The sequence below is a fragment of the Desulfobacterales bacterium genome (assembly GCA_029211065.1).
GTDB lineage: Bacteria > Desulfobacterota > Desulfobacteria > Desulfobacterales > JARGFK01 > JARGFK01.
In genome coordinates this window covers 1-20,106 of sequence record JARGFK010000085.1, presented here as the reverse complement: position 1 = coordinate 20,106, position 20,106 = coordinate 1, and the positions used below count along the sequence as shown (strand labels likewise).

At 48.3% G+C, this 20,106-nt stretch carries 19 protein-coding genes; 5 read left to right on the top strand and 14 right to left on the bottom strand.

The genetic code is table 11. The features are described from left to right. Both P1P89_16620 and P1P89_16615 read left to right on the top strand, forming a co-directional pair. A partial coding sequence (locus P1P89_16620) for a hypothetical protein (GenBank protein ID MDF1593140.1) occupies positions 1-364 on the top strand: 364 nt, incomplete at its 5' end. Between the two features lie 92 nt (positions 365-456). Further along, positions 457-903, top strand: coding sequence for a GAF domain-containing protein (locus tag P1P89_16615; GenBank protein MDF1593139.1), 447 nt, complete (start codon positions 457-459; stop codon positions 901-903). 16 nt (positions 904-919) lie between these two features. On the opposite strand, the gene P1P89_16610 is transcribed toward P1P89_16615, so the two are convergent. From P1P89_16610 to P1P89_16560, 11 genes are all read right to left on the bottom strand, one after another. Next, complete coding sequence (locus tag P1P89_16610) at positions 920-1,123, bottom strand: hypothetical protein (protein MDF1593138.1); 204 nt, start codon at positions 1,121-1,123, stop codon at positions 920-922. A 299-nt stretch (positions 1,124-1,422) separates the two neighbouring features. Beyond that, positions 1,423-2,604 (bottom strand): ATP-binding protein, encoded by a 1,182-nt coding sequence (locus tag P1P89_16605; GenBank protein ID MDF1593137.1) that lies wholly within the window; start codon positions 2,602-2,604, stop codon positions 1,423-1,425. A gap of 347 nt (positions 2,605-2,951) precedes the next feature. Then, positions 2,952-3,356, bottom strand: a complete 405-nt coding sequence (locus tag P1P89_16600; GenBank protein MDF1593136.1) for a hypothetical protein — start codon at positions 3,354-3,356, stop codon at positions 2,952-2,954. Between the two features lie 71 nt (positions 3,357-3,427). Continuing rightward, complete coding sequence (locus P1P89_16595) at positions 3,428-4,711, bottom strand: 2Fe-2S iron-sulfur cluster-binding protein (GenBank protein ID MDF1593135.1); 1,284 nt, start codon at positions 4,709-4,711, stop codon at positions 3,428-3,430. A 51-nt stretch (positions 4,712-4,762) separates the two neighbouring features. Further along, entirely contained in the window at positions 4,763-6,463 is a 1,701-nt protein-coding gene (locus P1P89_16590; protein MDF1593134.1) for an NADH-ubiquinone oxidoreductase-F iron-sulfur binding region domain-containing protein, read from the bottom strand. Between the two features lies 1 nt (position 6,464). After that, positions 6,465-6,923 (bottom strand): NAD(P)H-dependent oxidoreductase subunit E, encoded by a 459-nt coding sequence (locus tag P1P89_16585; GenBank protein ID MDF1593133.1) that lies wholly within the window; start codon positions 6,921-6,923, stop codon positions 6,465-6,467. Positions 6,924-7,035: 112 nt separating this feature from the next. Beyond that, positions 7,036-9,174: an FAD-dependent oxidoreductase gene (locus tag P1P89_16580; GenBank protein MDF1593132.1), complete on the bottom strand. Its 2,139-nt coding sequence runs from the start codon at positions 9,172-9,174 to the stop codon at positions 7,036-7,038. Further along, positions 9,174-9,674 carry a 4Fe-4S dicluster domain-containing protein gene (locus P1P89_16575; protein ID MDF1593131.1) on the bottom strand — a complete coding sequence of 167 codons (501 nt, stop codon included), beginning with the start codon at positions 9,672-9,674 and terminating at the stop codon, positions 9,174-9,176. Before P1P89_16575 ends, P1P89_16580 begins: the two co-directional genes overlap by 1 nt. A 32-nt stretch (positions 9,675-9,706) precedes the next feature. Next, positions 9,707-11,791 (bottom strand): molybdopterin-dependent oxidoreductase, encoded by a 2,085-nt coding sequence (locus P1P89_16570; GenBank protein ID MDF1593130.1) that lies wholly within the window; start codon positions 11,789-11,791, stop codon positions 9,707-9,709. 306 nt (positions 11,792-12,097) lie between these two features. After that, complete coding sequence (locus P1P89_16565) at positions 12,098-12,739, bottom strand: hypothetical protein (protein MDF1593129.1); 642 nt, start codon at positions 12,737-12,739, stop codon at positions 12,098-12,100. A gap of 2 nt (positions 12,740-12,741) precedes the next feature. Then, positions 12,742-14,523 (bottom strand): sulfite exporter TauE/SafE family protein, encoded by a 1,782-nt coding sequence (locus tag P1P89_16560; GenBank protein MDF1593128.1) that lies wholly within the window; start codon positions 14,521-14,523, stop codon positions 12,742-12,744. Positions 14,524-15,184: 661 nt separating this feature from the next. Between P1P89_16560 and P1P89_16555 the strand changes: the two genes are divergently transcribed. The 3 genes from P1P89_16555 to P1P89_16545 are packed head-to-tail and all read left to right on the top strand — an operon-like array spanning position 15,185 to position 18,582. Further along, positions 15,185-15,676, top strand: a complete 492-nt coding sequence (locus tag P1P89_16555; GenBank protein ID MDF1593127.1) for a hypothetical protein — start codon at positions 15,185-15,187, stop codon at positions 15,674-15,676. Then, positions 15,673-17,166 carry an ATP-binding protein gene (locus P1P89_16550; GenBank protein MDF1593126.1) on the top strand — a complete coding sequence of 498 codons (1,494 nt, stop codon included), beginning with the start codon at positions 15,673-15,675 and terminating at the stop codon, positions 17,164-17,166. The genes P1P89_16555 and P1P89_16550 overlap by 4 nt, the downstream gene beginning before the upstream one ends. 21 nt (positions 17,167-17,187) lie before the next feature. Beyond that, positions 17,188-18,582, top strand: a complete 1,395-nt coding sequence (locus tag P1P89_16545; protein MDF1593125.1) for a sigma-54 dependent transcriptional regulator — start codon at positions 17,188-17,190, stop codon at positions 18,580-18,582. A gap of 70 nt (positions 18,583-18,652) precedes the next feature. On the opposite strand, the gene P1P89_16540 is transcribed toward P1P89_16545, so the two are convergent. The 3 genes from P1P89_16540 to P1P89_16530 all read right to left on the bottom strand — a co-directional run. Further along, complete coding sequence (locus P1P89_16540) at positions 18,653-19,348, bottom strand: Crp/Fnr family transcriptional regulator (protein MDF1593124.1); 696 nt, start codon at positions 19,346-19,348, stop codon at positions 18,653-18,655. A gap of 265 nt (positions 19,349-19,613) precedes the next feature. Beyond that, a complete protein-coding gene (locus P1P89_16535) occupies positions 19,614-19,763 on the bottom strand; it encodes a hypothetical protein (GenBank protein ID MDF1593123.1) in 150 nt (49 codons plus the stop codon). An 80-nt stretch (positions 19,764-19,843) separates the two neighbouring features. Then, the coding region (locus P1P89_16530; GenBank protein ID MDF1593122.1) for a heterodisulfide reductase-related iron-sulfur binding cluster at positions 19,844-20,106 on the bottom strand (263 nt) is incomplete at its 5' end.

Below are 20,106 nucleotides of genomic sequence, written 5' to 3'. Positions count from 1 at the left end.
GGCAGATCGGAAACCCGTGGATGCCTGCGCCAATTACCTGCTCACCTATGGACCCTATGTGAAATACGATCATTACCTTGCCAAGGGCCTTCCCATCGCTACGGGAGTCATTGAAGGGGCCTGCCGCCATTTGGTCAAAGACCGTATGGAAGTAACCGGCGCCCGCTGGAGCCTCACCGGCGCTGAAGCGGTCTTGCAGCTTCGCGCCTTGCGCTCCAGCCACGATTTTGATGAGTACTGGACCTTCCATGAATCTAAAGAGTATGAACGCAACCATCGCGCCCTCTATGCTGAGGGCATTGTACCGCCCACACTGAAACCCCATTCTACGCGTAAACGCGGTCATCTAAAAGCTGTAAAATAAGGCAATTTTCTTTATGGGGCTTGATACTATATGTTGAAAACTGCTGCTCAATGTCGTCCTAAAAGAGCCGCACCCAAATCAAATCGTTTGGGATGCAGATCGGGGCTCGAAGCGCCCTTCACTTTCCAATCGTGCACCAAGAAGTAAAACTGGGCATTATCACCATCTATTCATTTTCTATTAGAGAGTTTCAGAATGAGGAACTGGAACTTTGTGGCAATATCGGTCGCCAGATCGGCATCGCCATAGAAAATGCCAAACTATATCAACAGGCCCAAAATAATATAGAAGCATTAAAAGATGCTCAGGTAGAACGCGAAAAGATCATTGCGGAGCTGCAAAAAGCACTTGCCGAGGTGAAAACGGTGGGCGAATTGCTGCCCATCTGTTCCCACTGCAAAAATATCCGTGACGACCAGGGGTATTGGAATCGGATCGAAGCCTATATTCATAAACATTCCGGCACCGAATTCAGCCACGGCATCTGTCCGGAATGCGCAAAAAAATACTATCCCGAATTCAAGCTTTATGATGATTGACTAATCACCGACACTTTTATAAGGCCATTTGCACGGCCTGTTCCATGCGGATGATTTCTTCATCCGACAGGAAATCGAAGTGGCTTACGCGTTTCCGTGCGGAGAGCCGGCCATTGTTATGCAGACAGAAGCGAATGAAGAGGTCGATCTTCCGGTCTGGCATGTCCACGGTCTCATGGATGGCTTTTTTGGTCTTGTCGTAGTTGGCCAGGAACGCCAATTCACTTTCGGAATGACATCGAGATCATACCGCTCAATGAGCGCCGCATACCTGCGGCCCTATGTGTCGATTTGTCCTGATCGTTTTCAGCCATGGCTTCCTCCGGAAAAACGATTACGATGCAAGAATTATCGTCATATTTTAGCATATATCAAGAAATATGATTACAGCCCCGCTGGCTGTACGCTCCGCAGCCCAACAATAAAAACGGTTACAGTTCCAAAAAAAACGATTATGATTAAGCTTGCTGCGAGAAAATTAGTTACGCCCTTTCTCACTCCGCACTCATCACTCCTCATTCATGCCCCGATCAGTTTCCCCAGCCACGTTGAAAAAAGAAACCATGGCAAGGCTAAGTTATTCCCCGGCAGATTTATTTTTTTATCAACATTGCAGACCAACAGACCGATGTCGCCTGCCTCATCACCGGCAAGTTCCTTGAACCGATTAATGTTCTTTAGATGATTGCCGGCCGGCGTCGCGGTCAATTTAATCTCGATAGGCCAGAATTTCCCATCTGACTGTATGATCAGATCCACCTCAAGGCCGCCCTGTGCCCTCCAGAAAAAGGCCGAGGGTGTCTTGCCGCAATTTAAAAAAGTCTTCCACACATCGCTTATTACCAGCCCTTCAAATAAAGCGCCGCCCATGCTTCCTCTGGGCGCGGATTCCCTTGACGGCTGCCTGGTTAGAAAGCAGACGATTGCAGGATCCAGAAAATAAAGTTTGGGTGTTTTGATCAGTCGTTTGCCGTAGTTTTTAAAGAACGGCGGAAGCATTAATAAAATATAGCTTCTCTCAAGTATCTTGCCCCATGATTTAATAGTCGGCTGGCTGACGCCGCAATCCCTTGCCAGGGTGGCAGGATGGAATTCTTGGGAATGATATGTCGCGCATAGATTGATGAACATTTCAAATGACCTGGAATCGCTTATATCAGCGAGCCTGCGCACATCCCTTTCAACATATGTCTGAATATAAGACTTAACCCATATTTCGCGCTTGTCAGGGTAACATGCCGGTTCAGGATATTGCCCTGTCCATAAATTATGCTCAAGTGTTTCCCTTGAAGCCTTGATCTCCCTGATGCTGAAAGGCATCAGTTCCAGTATTGCTATCCTCCCTGCAAGTGTCTCGCTGATGCCTTTCATTAACGGAAACTGCTGTGAGCCGGTCATTATCCAAATGCCGGGTCTGCGGTCGTTATCTATTCTGATCTTGATGTACTGGAGGATCTCCGGGACATACTGGATTTCATCAAGGATAACGCTGTTTCCTCCGAACTGATCTAAAAATCCGTTGGGGTCCTGCAGGGCAAATTCCCGGTTTAAAGGGTCATCAAAGGTTATATAGGGGGTGTCCCTGGATATGTACTTCAGGAAGGTCGATTTTCCTGATTGCCGTGGTCCGGTTATCAGGACTGCGGGAAATTGTTTAATGGTTGATTGATATATTTTTGTGAGATCTCTTGGGACATACATGTTTATTGACCAAATTAAAATGTGATTTTAGTTTGGTCAATAAAATAATATTAAGATTCTGTCAATAAAAAAGTTCACCCTTTTGTAAAATCCCCCCTGCGCCGCCCGGCTGAGCTCGCCGCAGGCCCCCTTTTAAAAAAGGGGGGAACGGAGGCTGTCCGATAACCTATAATTCCTCTCCCCCTTGTGGGGAGAGGTTAGGTGAGGGGGTAATAAGTTCAGACAGTTACACCCTCACCCCGACCCTCTCCCAAAAAGGGAGAGGGAGTTATCGGACAAACCCAACGGGGGGATTTTCTCAAGGAAGTTCGTTAAAATCCATTTTGACGAATACGACATCACCGAAGTTATTTTAATGTTCGAAATGACAGGATGCGGTCCGAATAAATCTTGGCGCAGGCCGGACAGTAGCGGTGGTGGGTTTTGAGGACCGGGTGCGGGGTCATGTGGTTTTCCATATGTTTCAGGAATCCGGGAGTTTCAAAATACCTGCCGCAGCCTTCACAGCGTTCCAGGGGATGCCTGCCGATAATCTCTCCCCGGATGGAGATGGTGCGGACGTTGTCCCGGTCTTCGACCTTAATGACATGGGTTGGGCAGATGTTGGCGCAGGTGGCCCCGCCGATACAGCGTCCTTCAATGGGCGCAACGAAATATTGTCCATTTCTTTTTACCATTTCAAGGGCATTTGCCCCGACAATCTCCTTGCAGACATTGATGCACAGCCGGCAGCGGATGACCTTTCGGCACACGCAATTATAGAGCTAAACTGAAAATGTGTTGTTGATTTGAATCGAAACCCCTCATCGGTTATCTTTAAAACTTATTTTTGCAAAAAGAAGGCCTTGTCGATTTTGGCCCAGGTATCCTTTGTGAGCATTCCGGTAAGATCATCAGGGATGGGTTTATCCGTTGCCCAGTCCAAATTCGTCTCTTTTTGAATCATATCATAAAGCTTGTGAGAATCAAGTTTCAGCCATTCCTTTGCCGATCTCCCCGAAAGAAGTTGCCTGGAAGCCTGGAGAATATCATCTGGTTCTATTGTGAGTATCCAGCCCCTCCCGTAAGGATCCATGCTGATAAGCGACGGGTTTTCGAGAATGCCCGGATTGATATCTACAACTTTTCCACCTAAAGGCGCATACATGTGCAGGGTTCTCGCATTAGCCGATATCAGCCAGAGCGGATCTTGCGCTTTGACGGTTGTATCGGCGGGAGGAATCTTAATATCGGTAATCCGACTGATGAGTTGACGGGTAAAATCATCAATCCCCACGCGAACCAATCCATTGATGCGTTTCACCCATACATGCCCTTTGCCGTAAAAACGATCAAAAAGCATTTCGAACTTTTCAACTTTTTCCCTTTCCCTTTCTCTTTCGTCTTTTAACAAAAAAACCGGATGGGTCTTGGCAATATCCTCCCGCTGCTGGTCCACTTCACAATTCCAGCACGCATAATTGTTGGGGCATATCTTGTGAGAGATATATCCCATGCGCATATAGCGACATTTTCGGAGGGGGCCTGGAAGTTTTCTCCATCTTAAGACATTTTCATATTCCATTTTCATGGCGCCGGTAGGACAAACATAGGCGCATGATCCGCACCCGATACACGCCTCGGACGGCAGATCAAACGGCGTGCTGACACGTCTGTTTCTCCCGCGGCCCACAAAGTCGATGGCGCCGACCTTTGCCGCCTTTTGGCACACTCTCACACACTGCCCGCATAGAACGCAGTCCTTATTGTCTTTTGTAAAACGCGAGCGGGTGATTCCAAAACTTTCGGCAAGATTTTTTAGCGCGCTTACTTCCGGGCAGCGGGCTAAAAGAAGTTCAATTATAACTCTTCTTCCCATGATTAATTGTTTCGTACTGGTTTTGACAATAAGATTCTCCTTGACGGGAAAAGCACAGGAGGGTTGCAAGCGGGTGAAATTGTTTTCAGTGACCTCGACCATGCAGAGGCGACAGCCGCCATAGGGTTCCATCTTTTCGCGATAGCAGAATGTCGGGATATCAATGCCTGCCTGCCGGGCGGCATTGAGTATGGTGGTTCCTTCCGCGGCCTCAACCCTGTGCCCGTTTATTTCAAGGCTGACCATCATGTGGTGCTCCTTATGAATTCGTTTGTGCCAATTCTTGTTTCAGCTTGAACCTCACACTGCGATTTTCCAGCCACATTTCCCTGTGGCCATATGTGTTTTAAAGTCCTCTGTAAAATCTTCCAATGCCCCTAAAACAAGCGCAGGCGCTCCTCCGCCAAGGCCGCAAAGGGCAAACTGTTTGATCATTTCCGCCAGATCCCATAATGTGTATAAGTCCGTGTAAGTAGCGTGTCCTTCATATATACCGGTGATGATTTCGTACATTCTAAAGACGCCTTCGCGGCAGGGAACACATTTTCCACAGGATTCATCTATAAAGAATGAAAGCAAATGCCGGATGGTGTCCACAAGGCAGGTATTTTGGTCCAGAACCACAATGACCCCCGAGCCGATCATGGAATTCATACCCTTCAGCGTCTCCGGGTCCAGGGATATGTCTATATTGTCGGCAGGGATAAAAAGGCCAAAGGGGCTGCCCACTTGCACCGCCTTTAGGCGGCTTCCGGAAGGCAGACCGCCGGCCATATCGTAAATAAGCTCTTTTAGATTTGTGCCCAGGGGAACCTCATACAAACCCGGCTGCCGTACTTTGCCGATTACGGAAAAAATTTTGGCGCCCTTGGCTTTCTCTGTTCCGATTTTGGCGTAGGATTCACCACCTTGTCCGATGATCATGGGAATATTGGACAAGGTTTCCACATTATTGACAATGGTCGGTCGTTCCCACAGGCCCTTTAAAATAGGGAACGGCGGCCTTAGCCGGGGATCTCCCACCTCTCCTTCCAGGGAATCCAGCAGCGCGGTTTCTTCGCCGCAGACATAAGAGCCGCCCCCTCTGACAATTCGCAATGAGAAGTTAAAGTCAGAACCCAAAATGTTTCTGCCTAAAAAGCCGTATCTTTTTGCGGTTTCAATGGCTTGGGTGAGGAGTTGGAAGGTATGGGGATATTCCTCGCGCAGATAAATAATTCCCTGATGACTTCCAATCGCATACCCTGCCAGAACAATCCCTTCAAACAGCCTGAACGGGTTTCCTTCCATGATAGTACGGTCTTTATAGGCGCCGGGATCTCCCTCGTCGGCATTGCATACGACAAACTTTTCTGCTTCGGATGTGTTGTGGGCCATGCTCCATTTAAAACTTGTTGGAAACCACGCGCCGCCCCTTCCCCTGAGCCCGGAAAGTTTTACATCTTCTATTACCTCCTCCGAGCTCATTTGAAAAAGCGCCTTGTACAATGCATAACCTCCGCCTGTAGCCACATATTCCGCCACGTTCAACGGATCAATCAAGCCGCAGTTTTTCAGAACATTTCGCAACTGGTTTTTGAAAACAGGAACTTCATGGTAATCTATAATGTTCTCAATATCTTTGTCCGGTTTGTAGAATTGATGGACCTCTTTGATTTTGCAAAGCAATCCCTTATGATGAATCTTTTTCTTTTTCACATCACGCAAGAGCTGCCTGGCCCGCTTGACGGTCATTTGGGTGTAGATCAGCGCCGGCTTGCCGGGAAGCCTGAGAATTCCCAGCGGTTCTAAATTACAAAAGCCGCTGCAGCCGGTTTGGCCAAGTAAAATTTTTAAACCTTCTTTTACTTTCATGGCGGTTAGGTCTTGAAATATTTCATCAGCCCCCAGGGCTAAACCGCAGGTGGACATGCTGATACTTAGCTTTGGCTGTTTGGGCGACAAGGACCGTGCACCGGTCTCTTTTAACCTGTTCAAGTCCCAGATACTGGTAATTTTCATTTCATTTCCTTATGTCAACCTGAAGGATGTCGATGATTTTTTCTTTGTTCAGATTGCAATACGTTTTGTGATTAAACGTTGCATTCGGACCAATGCAGCAGAGGCCTAAACAGTGCACATTTTCCAGGCTATATTTTCCATCTTGCGTGGTTTCACCTGTTTTAATATGCAACCGGGATTTCAGCGCCGCTGTCACTTCATCGGCCCCGTTGAGATGACACGAAATGCCGTCGCACATTTTTATTTCTGTTTCCCCCTTTTTACCGGTTGTAAAAGCGGAATAGAACGTGACGATGCCGTAAATATGGGCGGCAGGAACTTTCATCAGTTCGGAAAGATACTGAATGGATTCCATGTCAATTTGTTTTTCATCTTCCTGAATTTCGTGCAGAATAGCCAGTAAGGCGGCTTTCTCGTGGCGATGGTTGCCGACGATTTTTTGAACTTTTTCCCTTTTCATGGTTTGATTTTCCTTTCTCGGACAGGTTGTGCGCCCATTGCCGGGATATGCGCAAAAAATGGCTAGCACGTTCAGGTTTCTCCCGGGGACAAAAAAAAATTATATGATCCTGTTATTTTAAAAAATTTTCTGCCCGAATTTTTCTTGCACAGGTTTGGCATAAATTTTGGGGATCCTTTATTTTGGCCTGAGCATCGGTTTTCTGACGAATGTAATCAAGGTGATTTTTCGAAATAAAAAGAATCCCGCATGCGGCGCAGGCAACGAGCGGGTGACGGCTTATTTCCGCCCCACACATGATGATTTTGCTCTCGCCGTCTTTTTCTTCAATTCTTATGGCGTTTGTTGGACAGTTTATGGCACAGGCGCCGCATCCGACACAGCGCTGGGACGGGCGCAGAAAATCGGTGTCGGCCGTTCCATTCTGATTAACATAAGAAAGGTGAAGCGCATCAACGCCCATCTCGTCTCTACAGACTTCGACACAACGGCCGCAACTGATACAGAGGTCGCATCGCAAGCACCTTTTGGCTTCCTGCGAAGCGTTTTGCGCGGAGAGCTCAAGCGCCACTTCCTTAAAATCCGCCGGTTTGTTTTTAAAGGCTCGCACCGGCATGACCGGGCGCGACGACAAGGATTTTTCCACTGCCGACATCGAAATAACCGGGATCTTTTTGCGCCGGACCGGCAATGGGTCAATATCCGAATAGGGTAATCCCTGCAAATAATGGTGGATGGATTGAGCGGCTTTCTTGCCGGAGGCCACCGCTTCAATAACCGTCGCAGGTCCCGTTACGGCATCTCCGCCGGCAAACACACCCGGAATCGAAGTTTCCATCGTGGCCGGATTCACCCTGATGAGATCTTCCCTGGAAAGTTCTAAGGCCTTGACTGATTCCAGGGAGGTCCGGTCCACTCTTTGGCCAAGGGCGCTGATGATAATGTCGGCCGGAATAAAATGTTCCGTTCCATCGATGGGAACAGGTCGCCTGCGGCCGGTGGCATCCGGTTCGCTCAATTTGTTGCGAAGGCATTCAAGCCCGGTTATCTTTGCGTTCTCGCCATGCACTTGAACAGGCAGGGAAAGATAAGAAAGGATGGCGCCCTCTTCTTCAGCGGCTTTGACCTCCTCAACCCGTGCAGGCATTTCATTTTTTGATCTCCGATAGATAAGATTGACCTCCTCGGCATCCAACCGGAGAGCTGTCCGCGCGCAGTCTACCGCTACGTTTCCGCCCCCCACGACAATTACGCGTTTTCCGGTCAGCGGCGCATTCGTCGAGCCCTGGCGCAAAAAAGTCAGAGAATCTATCACGTTGGGGTTGTTCTGGGCGCCTTGGACCGGAAGGGCCAGTGCGCGCCATGTGCCGATCCCCAGAAAAACAGCCTTAAACCCGTTACGCTTTAAGCTCGCCAGCGTGTTTTTTTTACCGAAATGGACCCCGGTCTCAATTTTAACGCCCAGGGCTTTAATATAATCGATCTCTTTTTTCAAGATCTGCCGCGGCAACCGGTATGCGGGGATGCCCCATCTGAGCATGCCCCCCGGTTCGGGCATGGATTCAAAAACAGTCGGTTTGTAGCCCATTTTTGCCAGGAAATAACCGGTTGAAAGGCCGGCCGGACCGCTTCCAATAATGGCCACCTTTTCTTTAAACCGGTTCGGGGGCGGGGATGGGAGTTCCATTTTCTCTTCGTACGCTTTGTCGACGGCAACCCATTTAAGCCGGCAGATCGCAATGGCTGTGTCCACTTTGCCGCGCCGGCAGGCTCGCTCGCAAGGATGGACGCAGATTCGCCCCAGTATGCCGGGAAGTGAGAGATCTTCTCTGAGAATTTCCAAGGCATCCTGATACCGTCCCATTCCCACGAGCGCAACGTAGCTGGGTACATCCACGCTGGCAGGGCATGCCAACTGACAGGGCGCTGCCGAAAGCGTGGTGCATTCTCCCGTAGGACAATAAAAGGTTTCAATATGACTTTTGAAGACTTCATAGAAACTAGCGAGATCCGACATCAGCATTCCACCGATCTCGATGCATTCTTTCGGATGGCGCGCACTCTGCAGATCACGGGCGATGGCTTCTATGGAAGGGATATGATCGGGTTCGCCCCGGCCGGCGGAAATATCTCCGAGAAGGCTCAGCAATAACTCGAGGCTATGCCGGCAGGCTGAATGGGCGACCTGTTCTTGAGCAAGCAGCGCTGATATTCTTTGTGTGTTTTGGTTAACCGGGCAGGATCGATACATCACAGACCAACCATCTCCCTGGCATATCGTTCTCTTCTGACATCGGGCGTTTCATTGGCTTCTCCGAACTGCAGGCAATGGGTCGTGCAGATGGTAGCGCAGGCCGGTTTCAGGCCCGCATCCAGACGGTCCTTACAGTAGTCGCACTTGACAACCTTGCCGGTTTCGGGATTCCACTGGGGGGCGCCCCAGGGACAGGCCGACATACAGCTCTTGCAGCCGATGCAAAGGGCATGATCTACAAAAACGATGCCGTCCTTTGTCCGCTTTTGCACAGCGCCGGTGGGACAGACTGCGACACACCAGGGGTCTTCACAATGAAAACAGGGCATGAGGACGAAGGCCGCCCGCGGGGTTCCATCAATAAAGGTGGGCCCGATCGGGATGATGTCGACGGGTTTTGGACCCGTTAAGAGATTCTTGTTGCTTTTGCAAGCGATGGTACAGCTATAACAACCGATGCAGCGCTTTCGGTCTTGGAACAGATAATATTTGCTCATTTCTCCTCCATCTTTGGAAAAAGGAATTCGGATCAGACTCGTTTTACTGACACAAATGAATGTTGCAGCGCCGGACTGCCCCCCACCATATCCGTGACATTTTCCTGCAGGATGCCGTCGGCGAGGCCTTTGTCGAAGGAACGGGCGGCCAGCGCAGCCTGGTGCCCAAAGCCATGCAGCATAAAGACGGCCTCCGGGTGGATCAGATCGGTTACATAGGCCTTGATTTTGCCGGAGCCGCAATTGGAGGATATTTCCACAAGATCTTTATTTTTGATGCCGAGCGCTGCCGCCCGCTCTGTGTTGATCCAGAGAACATTCTCAGAGACTCTTTCATTTAAATACGGATTGTTCTGGGTTGAGATATGGGTATGAAGCGCACACCGGCCGATTGTCAAGCGGAATTGATTTTCCGGCGGCGGGGCGACGGGTTCGCATTCAGGAAAGGATTCGAATCCCGCGTTTTCCAAAAGAGAGGAGGCGAATTCTATTTTTCCGGATGGCGTCTTGAATTTGATGCCGTCTTTCCGATCCCAAAAAATCGGTCGATCCGTATAGGTCACAAAGCCCTTGGCCGCAAAGTCTTCCAGGGAAAAACCGGTTCCTTCAAGCTGCCAGCGCACCAGCTCTTCCATTGTTTCGTAGGGAAAATATGCGCCTGTCCCGATGCGTTCAGCAATCTCTTTGAGAATGACGGCGCCCTCGCGGGTATTATGCCGTGGCGTGACCGCCGGTTGCCGAAGGAACATCTGCGGTTTAAGACCGTTGGCCTGCTGGATGCAGTCGAGCCGCTCCAGATAAGTGGACTCCGGCAAAATGACATCGGAATACCACGCCGTTTCACTGTAATTAATGTCGATGGTCACGATAAGGTCCAACTTGTCGAACGCCTTTTTAGTCGTACGGATGTCGGGAATGGAAAAGAGCGGGTCATAGCGGAAGGCGATAAGACCCTTGAGAGGGTAAGGATCTTCGTTCAGGATGGCGGATGGGAGCATCTGGGCCACTCCATGGCCGGGATCAGGCAGCGGAAATTTTGGCGTGCCCACCTGATCAAAGCGGGGAAGATCTACCCTGGGGAATTCCTGAGCGGTGAGCGCGCGCGCAGGTTTTGCGCCGACCTCGCCCGGGCCCTTTTTGAAAAAAAGCCCCCCCGCGGCCTCGACGCTGCCCATCAATGCGTTTAGAATCAGGATCGAACGCCGCATATAGGTTTCATTGAGGTGGGAGGAAGCGCGCCAGCCAAAATGGAAAATGACCGCGGGTTTGTCCCGGCTGACTTCCCGGGATAGGGATACGATCTCCGCGGAGGGGATGCCGGTTTCCTTTTCAGCCCATTCCGGAGTAAAGGAACGGACAAAGTCCTGCAGCTCGGCAAGACCCAAAACCCAACGGTCTACGTATTCGGCATCATATAATCTTTCTTTAAGAATAACATGAATCAGGGCATAGTTCAGAGCCAGATCGGCGCCCGGACGGATTCTCCAGTACCGGTGCGCTTTTGTGGCCGTTACGGTTACCCGGGGGTCAATGTAGGTGATTTTGGCGCCGCGCTCCACGGCATCCATAAGACCGTTTACGCCCTTCACTTCGATGGTCTCAAAAATATTGCGGCCATACAAAATAATATGCTTTGTGTTTTTATAATCAATGCCGATTTGAGCGTCGGAAACGCCGAAAAGGCTGCGACTGGCTGTATTCAACGAGCCTTTACAGACCGATTCATGGGTAAAGTGATTGGGAGATTGAATCGCTTTCATAAACGTTTTGCTGACAGGGGTGGCAAGCTGCGCCCGCTCTCCCAGCGCAACACTGTGTCCACCGTACTGATCGATGACGGCTTTCAGCTTTTCAGCCACATAATCCAAGGCTTCATCCCAGCCGGCCTTGCGCCATTTGCCGGAACCGCGTTCGCCGTCGCGAATCAAAGGGGACTGCACCCGTTGCGAGTCGTAAAGCAGCGCAATGCCGGCGGCGCCGCGCGGGCACAGGCTCCCTTCCATCCCCGCCACATGGGGGCTGCCTTCAATCCACTTGACCTGGCCGTCTTTGACCAGAACCTTGATGGGACATCGGCTTGAACACATAAAACATAAACTGTAAACTTCTTTTTCCATTAAATGCCTCCACTTCCGTTTTTTCCAAATCAAATCTTTACACTGTGTTTGGACAAATCCTGTTCTTTGCCGTGTGGCTTGAAGGATACCCTGCGATCCGCCGCGAACGGATTTCTCCGTTATGGTGCAAAATGCTTTGCTATAATGTGTACGATTCCATTATGGCGATTTCCCTTTGCATGGCACCTCAGAAAAAGGATTGTTTCAACCAAATATAACGGCTCCCTCTTTAGACGTCGAGGTGTCTTAAAAACCAAGGTGGAGGGATTGCCTTCCCTCCGCCAATGCATCGCAACTATTCCCCCATTACCGCTCCTGATTTATTTGTAGCCCGTTCTTGGCGTTGCTCCTCTTCATCATGTTTTTCAAATAGTCCTTACCCAGTATCCATAGGCCCAGATAGCATAAAGCCAGCGAGGTCAAAGACCATCCAAAAGCACCCAGTGTATTTCCGGCGGCACCTAATGTAAACGGCAGTTTAAGCACATAGTCCTTACCATACTGAGATAGTAAATTAGGGGTGTCAAACCGGTGGGTTATCCAGAGCAGCATTACGAGAATGGGAACATACTTGGTCAGCCCGTTCCAGCAGGTTGATTCAATGTACATTTTAATATAGATATCATCCAGATAGCTCTTGTCAACGGCCTTGGCAAGCCCCTTTCCTTGATCTTCAAGCATCTCAACTTTGAGGGCGGCTTTCCGCACGCCCAGCCAGTGTTCAAACTCCGATTGAAGCTTTTTCAAACGTTCCGGTTCGGTACGTGCGGAAAGCCAGCGGGAAAAGAGGATCGTTAAGAGCAAAATTCCGGTGATGGCCACGGTCGGCCCCATCAGGATTAAAGGATAGAATAACATCCCCAGGAGCTTTGCTGCCAACAGGAAAACCACATCTGTCTTCTCCCATAGTTCATCAACAAAATTCAAGACGGTATCGAAACAGCTCATATTTAAATCCAGATTTCCGTTCCGGTAAACCTGAAAAATAGAAAGAACATCAGGATAGCCAGAGCCCACTTAAGCTGCTTTTCGGTAAAGAACCCCTGAAGCCTGGATCCGATGACACCGCCAACCAAGGCACCGACAACAATACAAGTCGCAATTGTCAGGTCGGGGTAATAACCTAATATTATATATCCGGCAATCGAACAGATCGAGCTGAACATGGTTCCGACTAAAGATGCCGGAACCGCCATATACATTGGCAGGGCCGCCAGTGTCGTCATAATGGGAACAAGTAAAAATCCGCCGCCGATACCGAAAGAGGACGCCACGACACCGACAAATATCCCGATCAGGCCAAAGACCCAGGGGCGAATGGAAAACGACTCGCCCCAGAACTTAAATTCGTACGTCGAAAATATTGAGCCGAGTCCACCTTTAATTGTCTCGATCCTTCCCATTTGGGCCGATCTTCCTTCTTCCCTGGCCTGTTTTACCTCTTCATTAAATTTGGCGACAATGGCCTTGATTGACTTGCGCTTTTCCATCACGGCGGGGGTAAGCTCATAAAGCAGCCGGACGCCCATGATCAGGGTAAGGATACCCAGCCAGTGCTTATAGGTGCTCATCGGCAGGTATTTGGCCGAGAAGTTGGGCCCCAGATAGAAAGCGCCGATAAAGATGCCGACGCCAAAGCTGAGCGCCAGTGGCCAGGCCACCCTTCTGTCTTTAATCGCATATTGATACATACCGCCAATGGCCGAAAAAAGCGTCAGGGGCGTATTTGATGGCTTCAGGGTGTTGGCCGCATTGATCCCCATGGGTCCTGCTGTATGGATTACCATCACCTGATAGGCCGACATGAGCATACCGCCGCCGCCGCCCATCAGTGCGAACCAGGTCCCGACTACGAGTGCCCCGAAAAGGATCCAAAACGGGTTCATGTAGCGCCAGCCAAGTGTCAGCCAGTAGCCTTTGGGCGTTAACGTATAGGTGCCTGTTTGTTGGCCGTTTACAAACACATTAAATTTAGTGTTGGGGGCGGTATGACGAAAGGTCTTGAAGATAGCCTTGAATTTACCCGTCGCTTTATCAAGGGAAACAGAAGTTCCCTTATTCCAGTAATAGGGTGCTTGGGCGTAATCCGTTACCACAGAGCGGGAAAATATAACGATCTTCCCTTTCAGGGTCCCTTCCTTGGCAATGGTATTGATGCCAAATTTATTTTCGTGGGCATAGGTCATAAAATTCCATTGTTCTTCCGTTTTAATAGGCCCCAGAACAGCCTTGATCGGGTCAGGCAGCTGTTTCCATTTGTTTAATTTAAACATTTTTGTTTTATAGAGGCTTTTCCAGAAGAAAGCGCCGCCATATTTCTTGTCCTTAACCTTTCCAAATGGCTCAGGATTATTCGTAACCATATAATACAAATAGGGAATCGTTGTGTCAGCCTTCCATTTCAATTTTTTCTTTCCGGTCGCCGGGTCAATAATCGCTTTTTTGGTTTTTTTGTCCTTGGCGACATTGTCTCTGTTGCTTAACCTTTTTCGTTCCTTTGGTCCCAACGCATCTTCGGGCTTAAATGTTGTTTGGGCTGCAATCGTGATGAACAGGTCTTGCCCGGCCGGGATCTGTCCTTCCACCGTTATGGTTTCTCCCACTTTGAGCTCGGCAGCCGAAATTTTGGCTTCCATCCCAGCGGCTATTGCCTGTGACGAAGGTTGAATCATTCCAATCGATAAAATACATGTAATAATAAAAATGATGCCAACTAAGTATTTTTTGGTCATTCTTGTTGCCTCCTTTTGCGCGCAGATTTTAAATAGGTCTTTTTGAAATGTGCTTTTTGCCCCCCATAATTCATTTGCCAGATATCCTCGTATCCCCCCTTTCCGACGTCGATTATTTCTCCCTACCTATAAATTTCATGTATACTTTTTTATCGCTACGGGCCCCCGTGAATGGATAATACAAATGCATAGCAATATTCATACCAGCAAAAGCAGGTTGTCAGGAAACACGCTTCCTTCACCGGAAAAAACAATATCAATAATGTTTTTAGATAGATATATCCATAAATGGAAGCCCTTGTTACGGCGCCATCGCTATATGGATGCAAAAAAGTCCTTTCATGTGCAACTTTTCTATTGCAATGGACAACTTTTATGTCATAACCTTAAATTGTTTAATTCCGGGGGCATAGAACCGGATTGACGAGAAGTGAAATGTTTTTATTGCACTTGGCAATAAGCGTTCACGCCGGGAATCAGGTTCCAAGCTGTTTTTTTCTATAGAACAGCGTGTTTTACAACCTGCTGAATTAAATAGGTGTTTGTTGTGTTTTGGTTTCGGGTGCCCACGCGACAACTGTTTTGTGGCACATGGCTTGCTAACCTGTTTTACAGGTGGAAGTGCAAGTAAAAAACACATTGGAACTTTTGAACTGGACCCATGAGAAATAATTTTCAGTTATTTATTATTTTTTTGGTCTTTTTGATTACGGAGAGACTTATTAACCCAGATCTGGCCCTGGCAACCCAGGCTCATGGCGCGCCTGAGGGTATCTATGCCCACCAGATGGCGCATCTTATTTTCGCATTTTCCATGGGGTTCTTGATCTACTGGCAAAGAAAAAGAAATCTCGTTAGGGAAGCCGGATGGCGATTCATCCAATATGCGGCCTTGTTTTTTATCCTGTGGAACATCGACACCTTTGTAGTCCATTTATTAGATGAGCAGTTCAATATTATCCAGGTGAAAAGAATCAATTTATGGCAAATGCAGATAAATGTCATCACTGGTCACCGTAGCCTTAACGTACTCTATTATTTCACCAAGCTGGATCATTTGCTTTGCGTGCCGGGCATGCTCTTTCTTTATTTCGGTTTGCGGCGCCTTTCAGAAGAAGCGGGTCAAAATATTTCAGAGAATACGCAGCCATGATCTTTCCCACTTTCCCTTTATGGATTGTTGATATTGCCGGCTCAGTCCTTATGGTCGCCTTTTCGTTTCTGTGCCTACGGCTGGTTCGTAAACTTAAACAGTATGATCTGGACAATGTCATCTGGACCTATCTGTTATGGGTATGCTATGGGCTTGCCGCGTTTTCTGTATCTCGATCCGCCGGGCATATCCTGAAGCAGCTACTTTTAATGTCCGCTCATGAAACCCTATGGCTTTCTATCCGACCTTTCAGCGGCGCTATTAATACATTTATGTTTGTGTTTGTAGCATCGGTTACGCTCTTTTTTGAGAGAATCTGGAAGCTTTATCAGCAGATATTAAAAGACAAGCAGAAACTGCAAGCCATGCACAAGGAGCTTTTATACCTGAACCAGAATCTTGAACAGTTGGTTGCCAAGCGTACCCAAGCCTTAACGCTTTCCGAACACAAGTATCGCCGTATTTTTGAGGTTTCAAGAGACATGATTCTGGTGGCGAAAAAGGACGGCAAAGTTGTCGATCTGAATCCGGCCGGGCATGCGATGTTGGGGATTGACGCGGCGGACCGGTCGATTACAGGCTGTTTGTTTCAGCAGTTTTTTTCTAAAGAGGAGGACTGGAACGCCATTCAGCAAAAAATCAACCAGCGCGGATTTGTTTTAAATTTTGAAACCGATTTCAAAGTCCGCGATGGAGCGAACATCCGTGCGCTTATCAGCGGGAGCTTTGATAAGGGGCTGAGTCAGGATGAAGATACCGTCCTCTTTCTAGTAAAGGATATCGAGGAGCGGCGGTCCATGGAAAAGCAGCTGGCCCAGGCCGACAAGCTGGCTTCCATCGGGCAGCTGTCGGCCGGGATCGCGCATGAAATCAATAATCCGTTGGGCATCATCCTGGGCTATACCCAGCTGCTTCTGCGAAAAGAGCCGATTGAATCGGAGCGGCATCAGGATCTGAAAACCATCGAAAAGCATGTTCAAAGCTGCAAGGCGATCGTAAAGGATTTGCTCAATTTTGCTAAAAGTTCAAAACCCAGAAGAGAGAAAACCATCATTAATAAAACGATTGAAGATGTATTAGGGTTTGTGCAACACCATTCCAATACAGACCATATTGAAATTCTCAGAGATTATGATAAAAAAATTCCGGAGCTGATGCTGGATGAAAAAAAAATAAAACAGGTTCTGCTGAATCTGATTATGAACGCCAGGCATGCCGTCGGTCATCAGGGGACCATCGCGCTGTCAACGGAGCTGGATGCCGATGCCGGCCGGGTGTTTATAAAGGTAAAAGATACGGGCTATGGCATCGAAAAGCAGCACCATACAAGTATTTTTGATCCGTTTTATACCACCAAACCCACCGGTGAGGGAACCGGCCTGGGGCTTTCGGTCAGCTACGGCATTATTAAAAGCCACGGGGGCGATATTTTTGTGGAAAGTGAACCCGGCAAGGGATCGCAATTTACGGTCGTTCTCCCCGTTTTATGAACGGAAATAAGGGAATAATTCATGAAAAGTGCCATTTTAGTTGTTGATGATGAGATCGATATGCTTCAGCTCCTGAAACGGAGCCTTGAGCCGGATTTGAACTGTGTGGCGGATACCGCAACTTCCGGCGAAATGGGCGTGAGGCTGTTTTCACAGAATTCATATGACATGGTTCTGGCGGATATCAAGATGCCGGGAATGGACGGGTTGGAATTTCTGGAATTGATCAAACGGAATACACCTGATCTGACGGTGGTCATGATGACGGCTTACGGCGACATCGAAACCGCCGTGGATGCCATGAAGAGAGGGGCGTACGACTTTATTATCAAGCCGTTTGATTATGAAGCGCTGCTACTTCGCCTGGAAAAGGCACTGGAAAGAAGCCGCTTGCTAAAGGAGAATCTGCGGTTGCAGGACGAGTGCAATAAAGATCATCTGTTTCAGGACCTGGTGGGGAAAAGCGACAAGATGAAGCATCTGTATGAAACCATCGAGATGGTTGCCAAAACGGAGCACACCGTACTGGTCACAGGGGATTCAGGTACCGGCAAAGAACTTGTGGCAAGGGCCATTCATGACTTAAGCGACCGCCGGCAGCAGCGGTTTGTGGCGGTCAACTGTCCGACGGTGCCGGAAAGCATTCTTGAAAGTGAATTGTTCGGGTACAAAAAAGGCGCATTTACCCATGCCAGCCAGAATAAAATCGGACTGTTCCAGGAGGCGCATAAAGGCACCCTTTTTCTGGACGAAATCGGCGACATCAGCCCCACCATCCAGACAAAATTGCTGCGGGTGCTGCAGGAAAAAGAGATCAAGCCCTTGGGGGACACCAAGTCGATTCAGATCGATGTGCGCATTATTGCTTCAACCAATCAGAACCTGGAGGAGAAAATTAAAAATTCAACTTTCAGGGAAGACTTTTATTATCGCTTGAACGTGTTGCCGATTCATGTGCCTGCTCTTAAAGAGCATCGCGAAGACATTCCCTTTATTGCAAGCTATCTTTTGAAAAAACATTGTGAAAAATTAAACAAACCGCTTAAAAATATATCTCCCGAACTGATGGAAATTTTTATGAACAAGACCTGGGACGGAAATGTCCGGGAAATGGAAAACAGCATCATCCGTGGAATATTGTTTTCCCAAGGGGAAGAAATACGGCTCCATGATGTCGGCTTTTCGGATATAGGACCACATATTTCGAACTTTTTGGAGCACCATTTTATAGAATTGCCCTACAAAGCTGCAAAAGAAGAGGCCCTTAAACAGTTTAATTACAGCTATATCGGCAGCCTGCTGTCCGCAAACAATGGCAATGTGACATTTGCCGCCAAGGCATGCGGGCTGGAGCGCCAGGCGCTCCAGCAGATCATGCGGCGATATAACATCAAGTCGGACGCCTTTAGAGAATAGACCCTATATTACACAATGAACAAGGGGGGACTTATAAGTGATTTGCCTTTGTGTTTTGTGAAGGGTTTTGTTACTGACTGATTTTATCGATTATTTGAAGTGGATTCAGCAGGGTAATTTCTTTCTTGGAAATTTGGATCAGTCCGCTTTGCTGAAGCTCCTTGAGGGTTTCGCTGACGGTCTGCTGGCAGGAACCGGTCAGGGAAGCCATTTGTTCCTGGGTAAGGTTGATGGGAACCTTTATCGGTTTATTCAAAGTCAAAGAAGCCCTGTCAATCAAGCTGTTACAGCACAAGTAAAATAAAAGCTTTAACATTCTTGTGGCTACATCACAGACCATCAGGTTTTCGATTTGCTCGCCAAGATATCGCAGGCGCCGGTCTAAAACCTTTATGACTTTTCTTGAGAGTGAATGATACCGGGAAAGCAGAAATTCGAAGTTTTCTTTGTTGATTTCATACAACACAGAAGGGGTCAGTGCCTGGGCGTTGCATTTTCTTTCTTTGGCGTCGATAACTTCCGCCAGTCCAAACATTTCGCCGGCTTTCCGTACAAAGAAAATAGGCTCTTTTCCTAAAGCGGTCACGCGAAAAATTTTGACAGTTCCCTTTTCAAGGTAAAAGCAGGATTCGCCCGGATCTTCCTCGAAAAAAACGAATTCGTTCTTTTTTAATGATCTCTTGGTCGATAGAGACAGAAATTTTTCTTTCTCCACCGGGAGATCCCAGAAAAAATCTTTTTCATAAAGATGCCAGTGCGTCTCCATCGCTTTTCCTTGTGTGGAGAGAATTGTAAAAAAAGTTAGCCTTGTCAGGCTTGATGGAATTTATAAAAGAGAGTACCATTCTATAAAAAAGGTGTCAAATATTCAATTTTTCTAAAAACCTCTTTGAAACAACCTGGTTCAAATAGAAAACTTATGTTTTAAATATAATTTTTTTCCTTGATAATATGGAAATAAAGTTTATGACATGAAGATCGGGGGGCTTAAATGGCGTGAAACTCTTCGTGATGGATAAAAAGTTGGTTACTCAAGACAGAAAGTTTTCTATTCGGGCTATCGGCAACTCATTGCGGTCTATTCCTAAGACTTTTTCATCAATTCCAAGGCTCAGCCCCAGGAGCTGGGTGTAAAGGATCGAGGGCAGGGGGTGGGCCTCATTGCGCCGGGAGAGCAGCATCTTTTGCACCCGGTCAAACTGGAGCTGGCAATAGACGCAGGCGCTGCAAAGATAGTCGGCGCCGGATGCTTTGGCATCCGTTATTTTTTTTGGGTCAGATCCAGCGACAGCTCGTCGTCAACCCCCAGCAGGGGCGACCCGCAGCAGTCCAGTTTGGTCTGCCAGTCGATGCTTTTTGCACCGGTGAGCTCCACCAGCCGGTCGAATATGGTGGGCGCAATGGGATTATCAAACCGGACGATGTCTTGGGGCCGTAAGATATGGCACCCGTAGTGGGTGGCGATTTTAAGATCGCTGAAGCTGTTGACCACCTTTTCCCGGATCTTGTCGAGTCCGATGTCGC

What these genes read in the sequence shown, in the direction of transcription:
- P1P89_16615 (MDF1593139.1), top strand. Translation starts at nt 457, where the DNA reads ATGCAGATCGGGGCTCGAAGCGCCCTTCACTTTCCAATCGTGCACCAA.
- P1P89_16605 (MDF1593137.1), bottom strand. Translation starts at nt 2,604, where the DNA reads ATGTATGTCCCAAGAGATCTCACAAAAATATATCAATCAACCATTAAA.
- P1P89_16595 (MDF1593135.1), bottom strand. Translation starts at nt 4,711, where the DNA reads ATGATGGTCAGCCTTGAAATAAACGGGCACAGGGTTGAGGCCGCGGAA.
- P1P89_16590 (MDF1593134.1), bottom strand. Translation starts at nt 6,463, where the DNA reads ATGAAAATTACCAGTATCTGGGACTTGAACAGGTTAAAAGAGACCGGT.
- P1P89_16585 (MDF1593133.1), bottom strand. Translation starts at nt 6,923, where the DNA reads ATGAAAAGGGAAAAAGTTCAAAAAATCGTCGGCAACCATCGCCACGAG.
- P1P89_16580 (MDF1593132.1), bottom strand. Translation starts at nt 9,174, where the DNA reads ATGTATCGATCCTGCCCGGTTAACCAAAACACACAAAGAATATCAGCG.
- P1P89_16575 (MDF1593131.1), bottom strand. Translation starts at nt 9,674, where the DNA reads ATGAGCAAATATTATCTGTTCCAAGACCGAAAGCGCTGCATCGGTTGT.
- P1P89_16570 (MDF1593130.1), bottom strand. Translation starts at nt 11,791, where the DNA reads ATGGAAAAAGAAGTTTACAGTTTATGTTTTATGTGTTCAAGCCGATGT.
- P1P89_16565 (MDF1593129.1), bottom strand. Translation starts at nt 12,739, where the DNA reads ATGAGCTGTTTCGATACCGTCTTGAATTTTGTTGATGAACTATGGGAG.
- P1P89_16560 (MDF1593128.1), bottom strand. Translation starts at nt 14,523, where the DNA reads ATGACCAAAAAATACTTAGTTGGCATCATTTTTATTATTACATGTATT.
- P1P89_16555 (MDF1593127.1), top strand. Translation starts at nt 15,185, where the DNA reads ATGAGAAATAATTTTCAGTTATTTATTATTTTTTTGGTCTTTTTGATT.
- P1P89_16550 (MDF1593126.1), top strand. Translation starts at nt 15,673, where the DNA reads ATGATCTTTCCCACTTTCCCTTTATGGATTGTTGATATTGCCGGCTCA.
- P1P89_16545 (MDF1593125.1), top strand. Translation starts at nt 17,188, where the DNA reads ATGAAAAGTGCCATTTTAGTTGTTGATGATGAGATCGATATGCTTCAG.
- P1P89_16540 (MDF1593124.1), bottom strand. Translation starts at nt 19,348, where the DNA reads ATGGAGACGCACTGGCATCTTTATGAAAAAGATTTTTTCTGGGATCTC.
- P1P89_16535 (MDF1593123.1), bottom strand. Translation starts at nt 19,763, where the DNA reads ATGCTGCTCTCCCGGCGCAATGAGGCCCACCCCCTGCCCTCGATCCTT.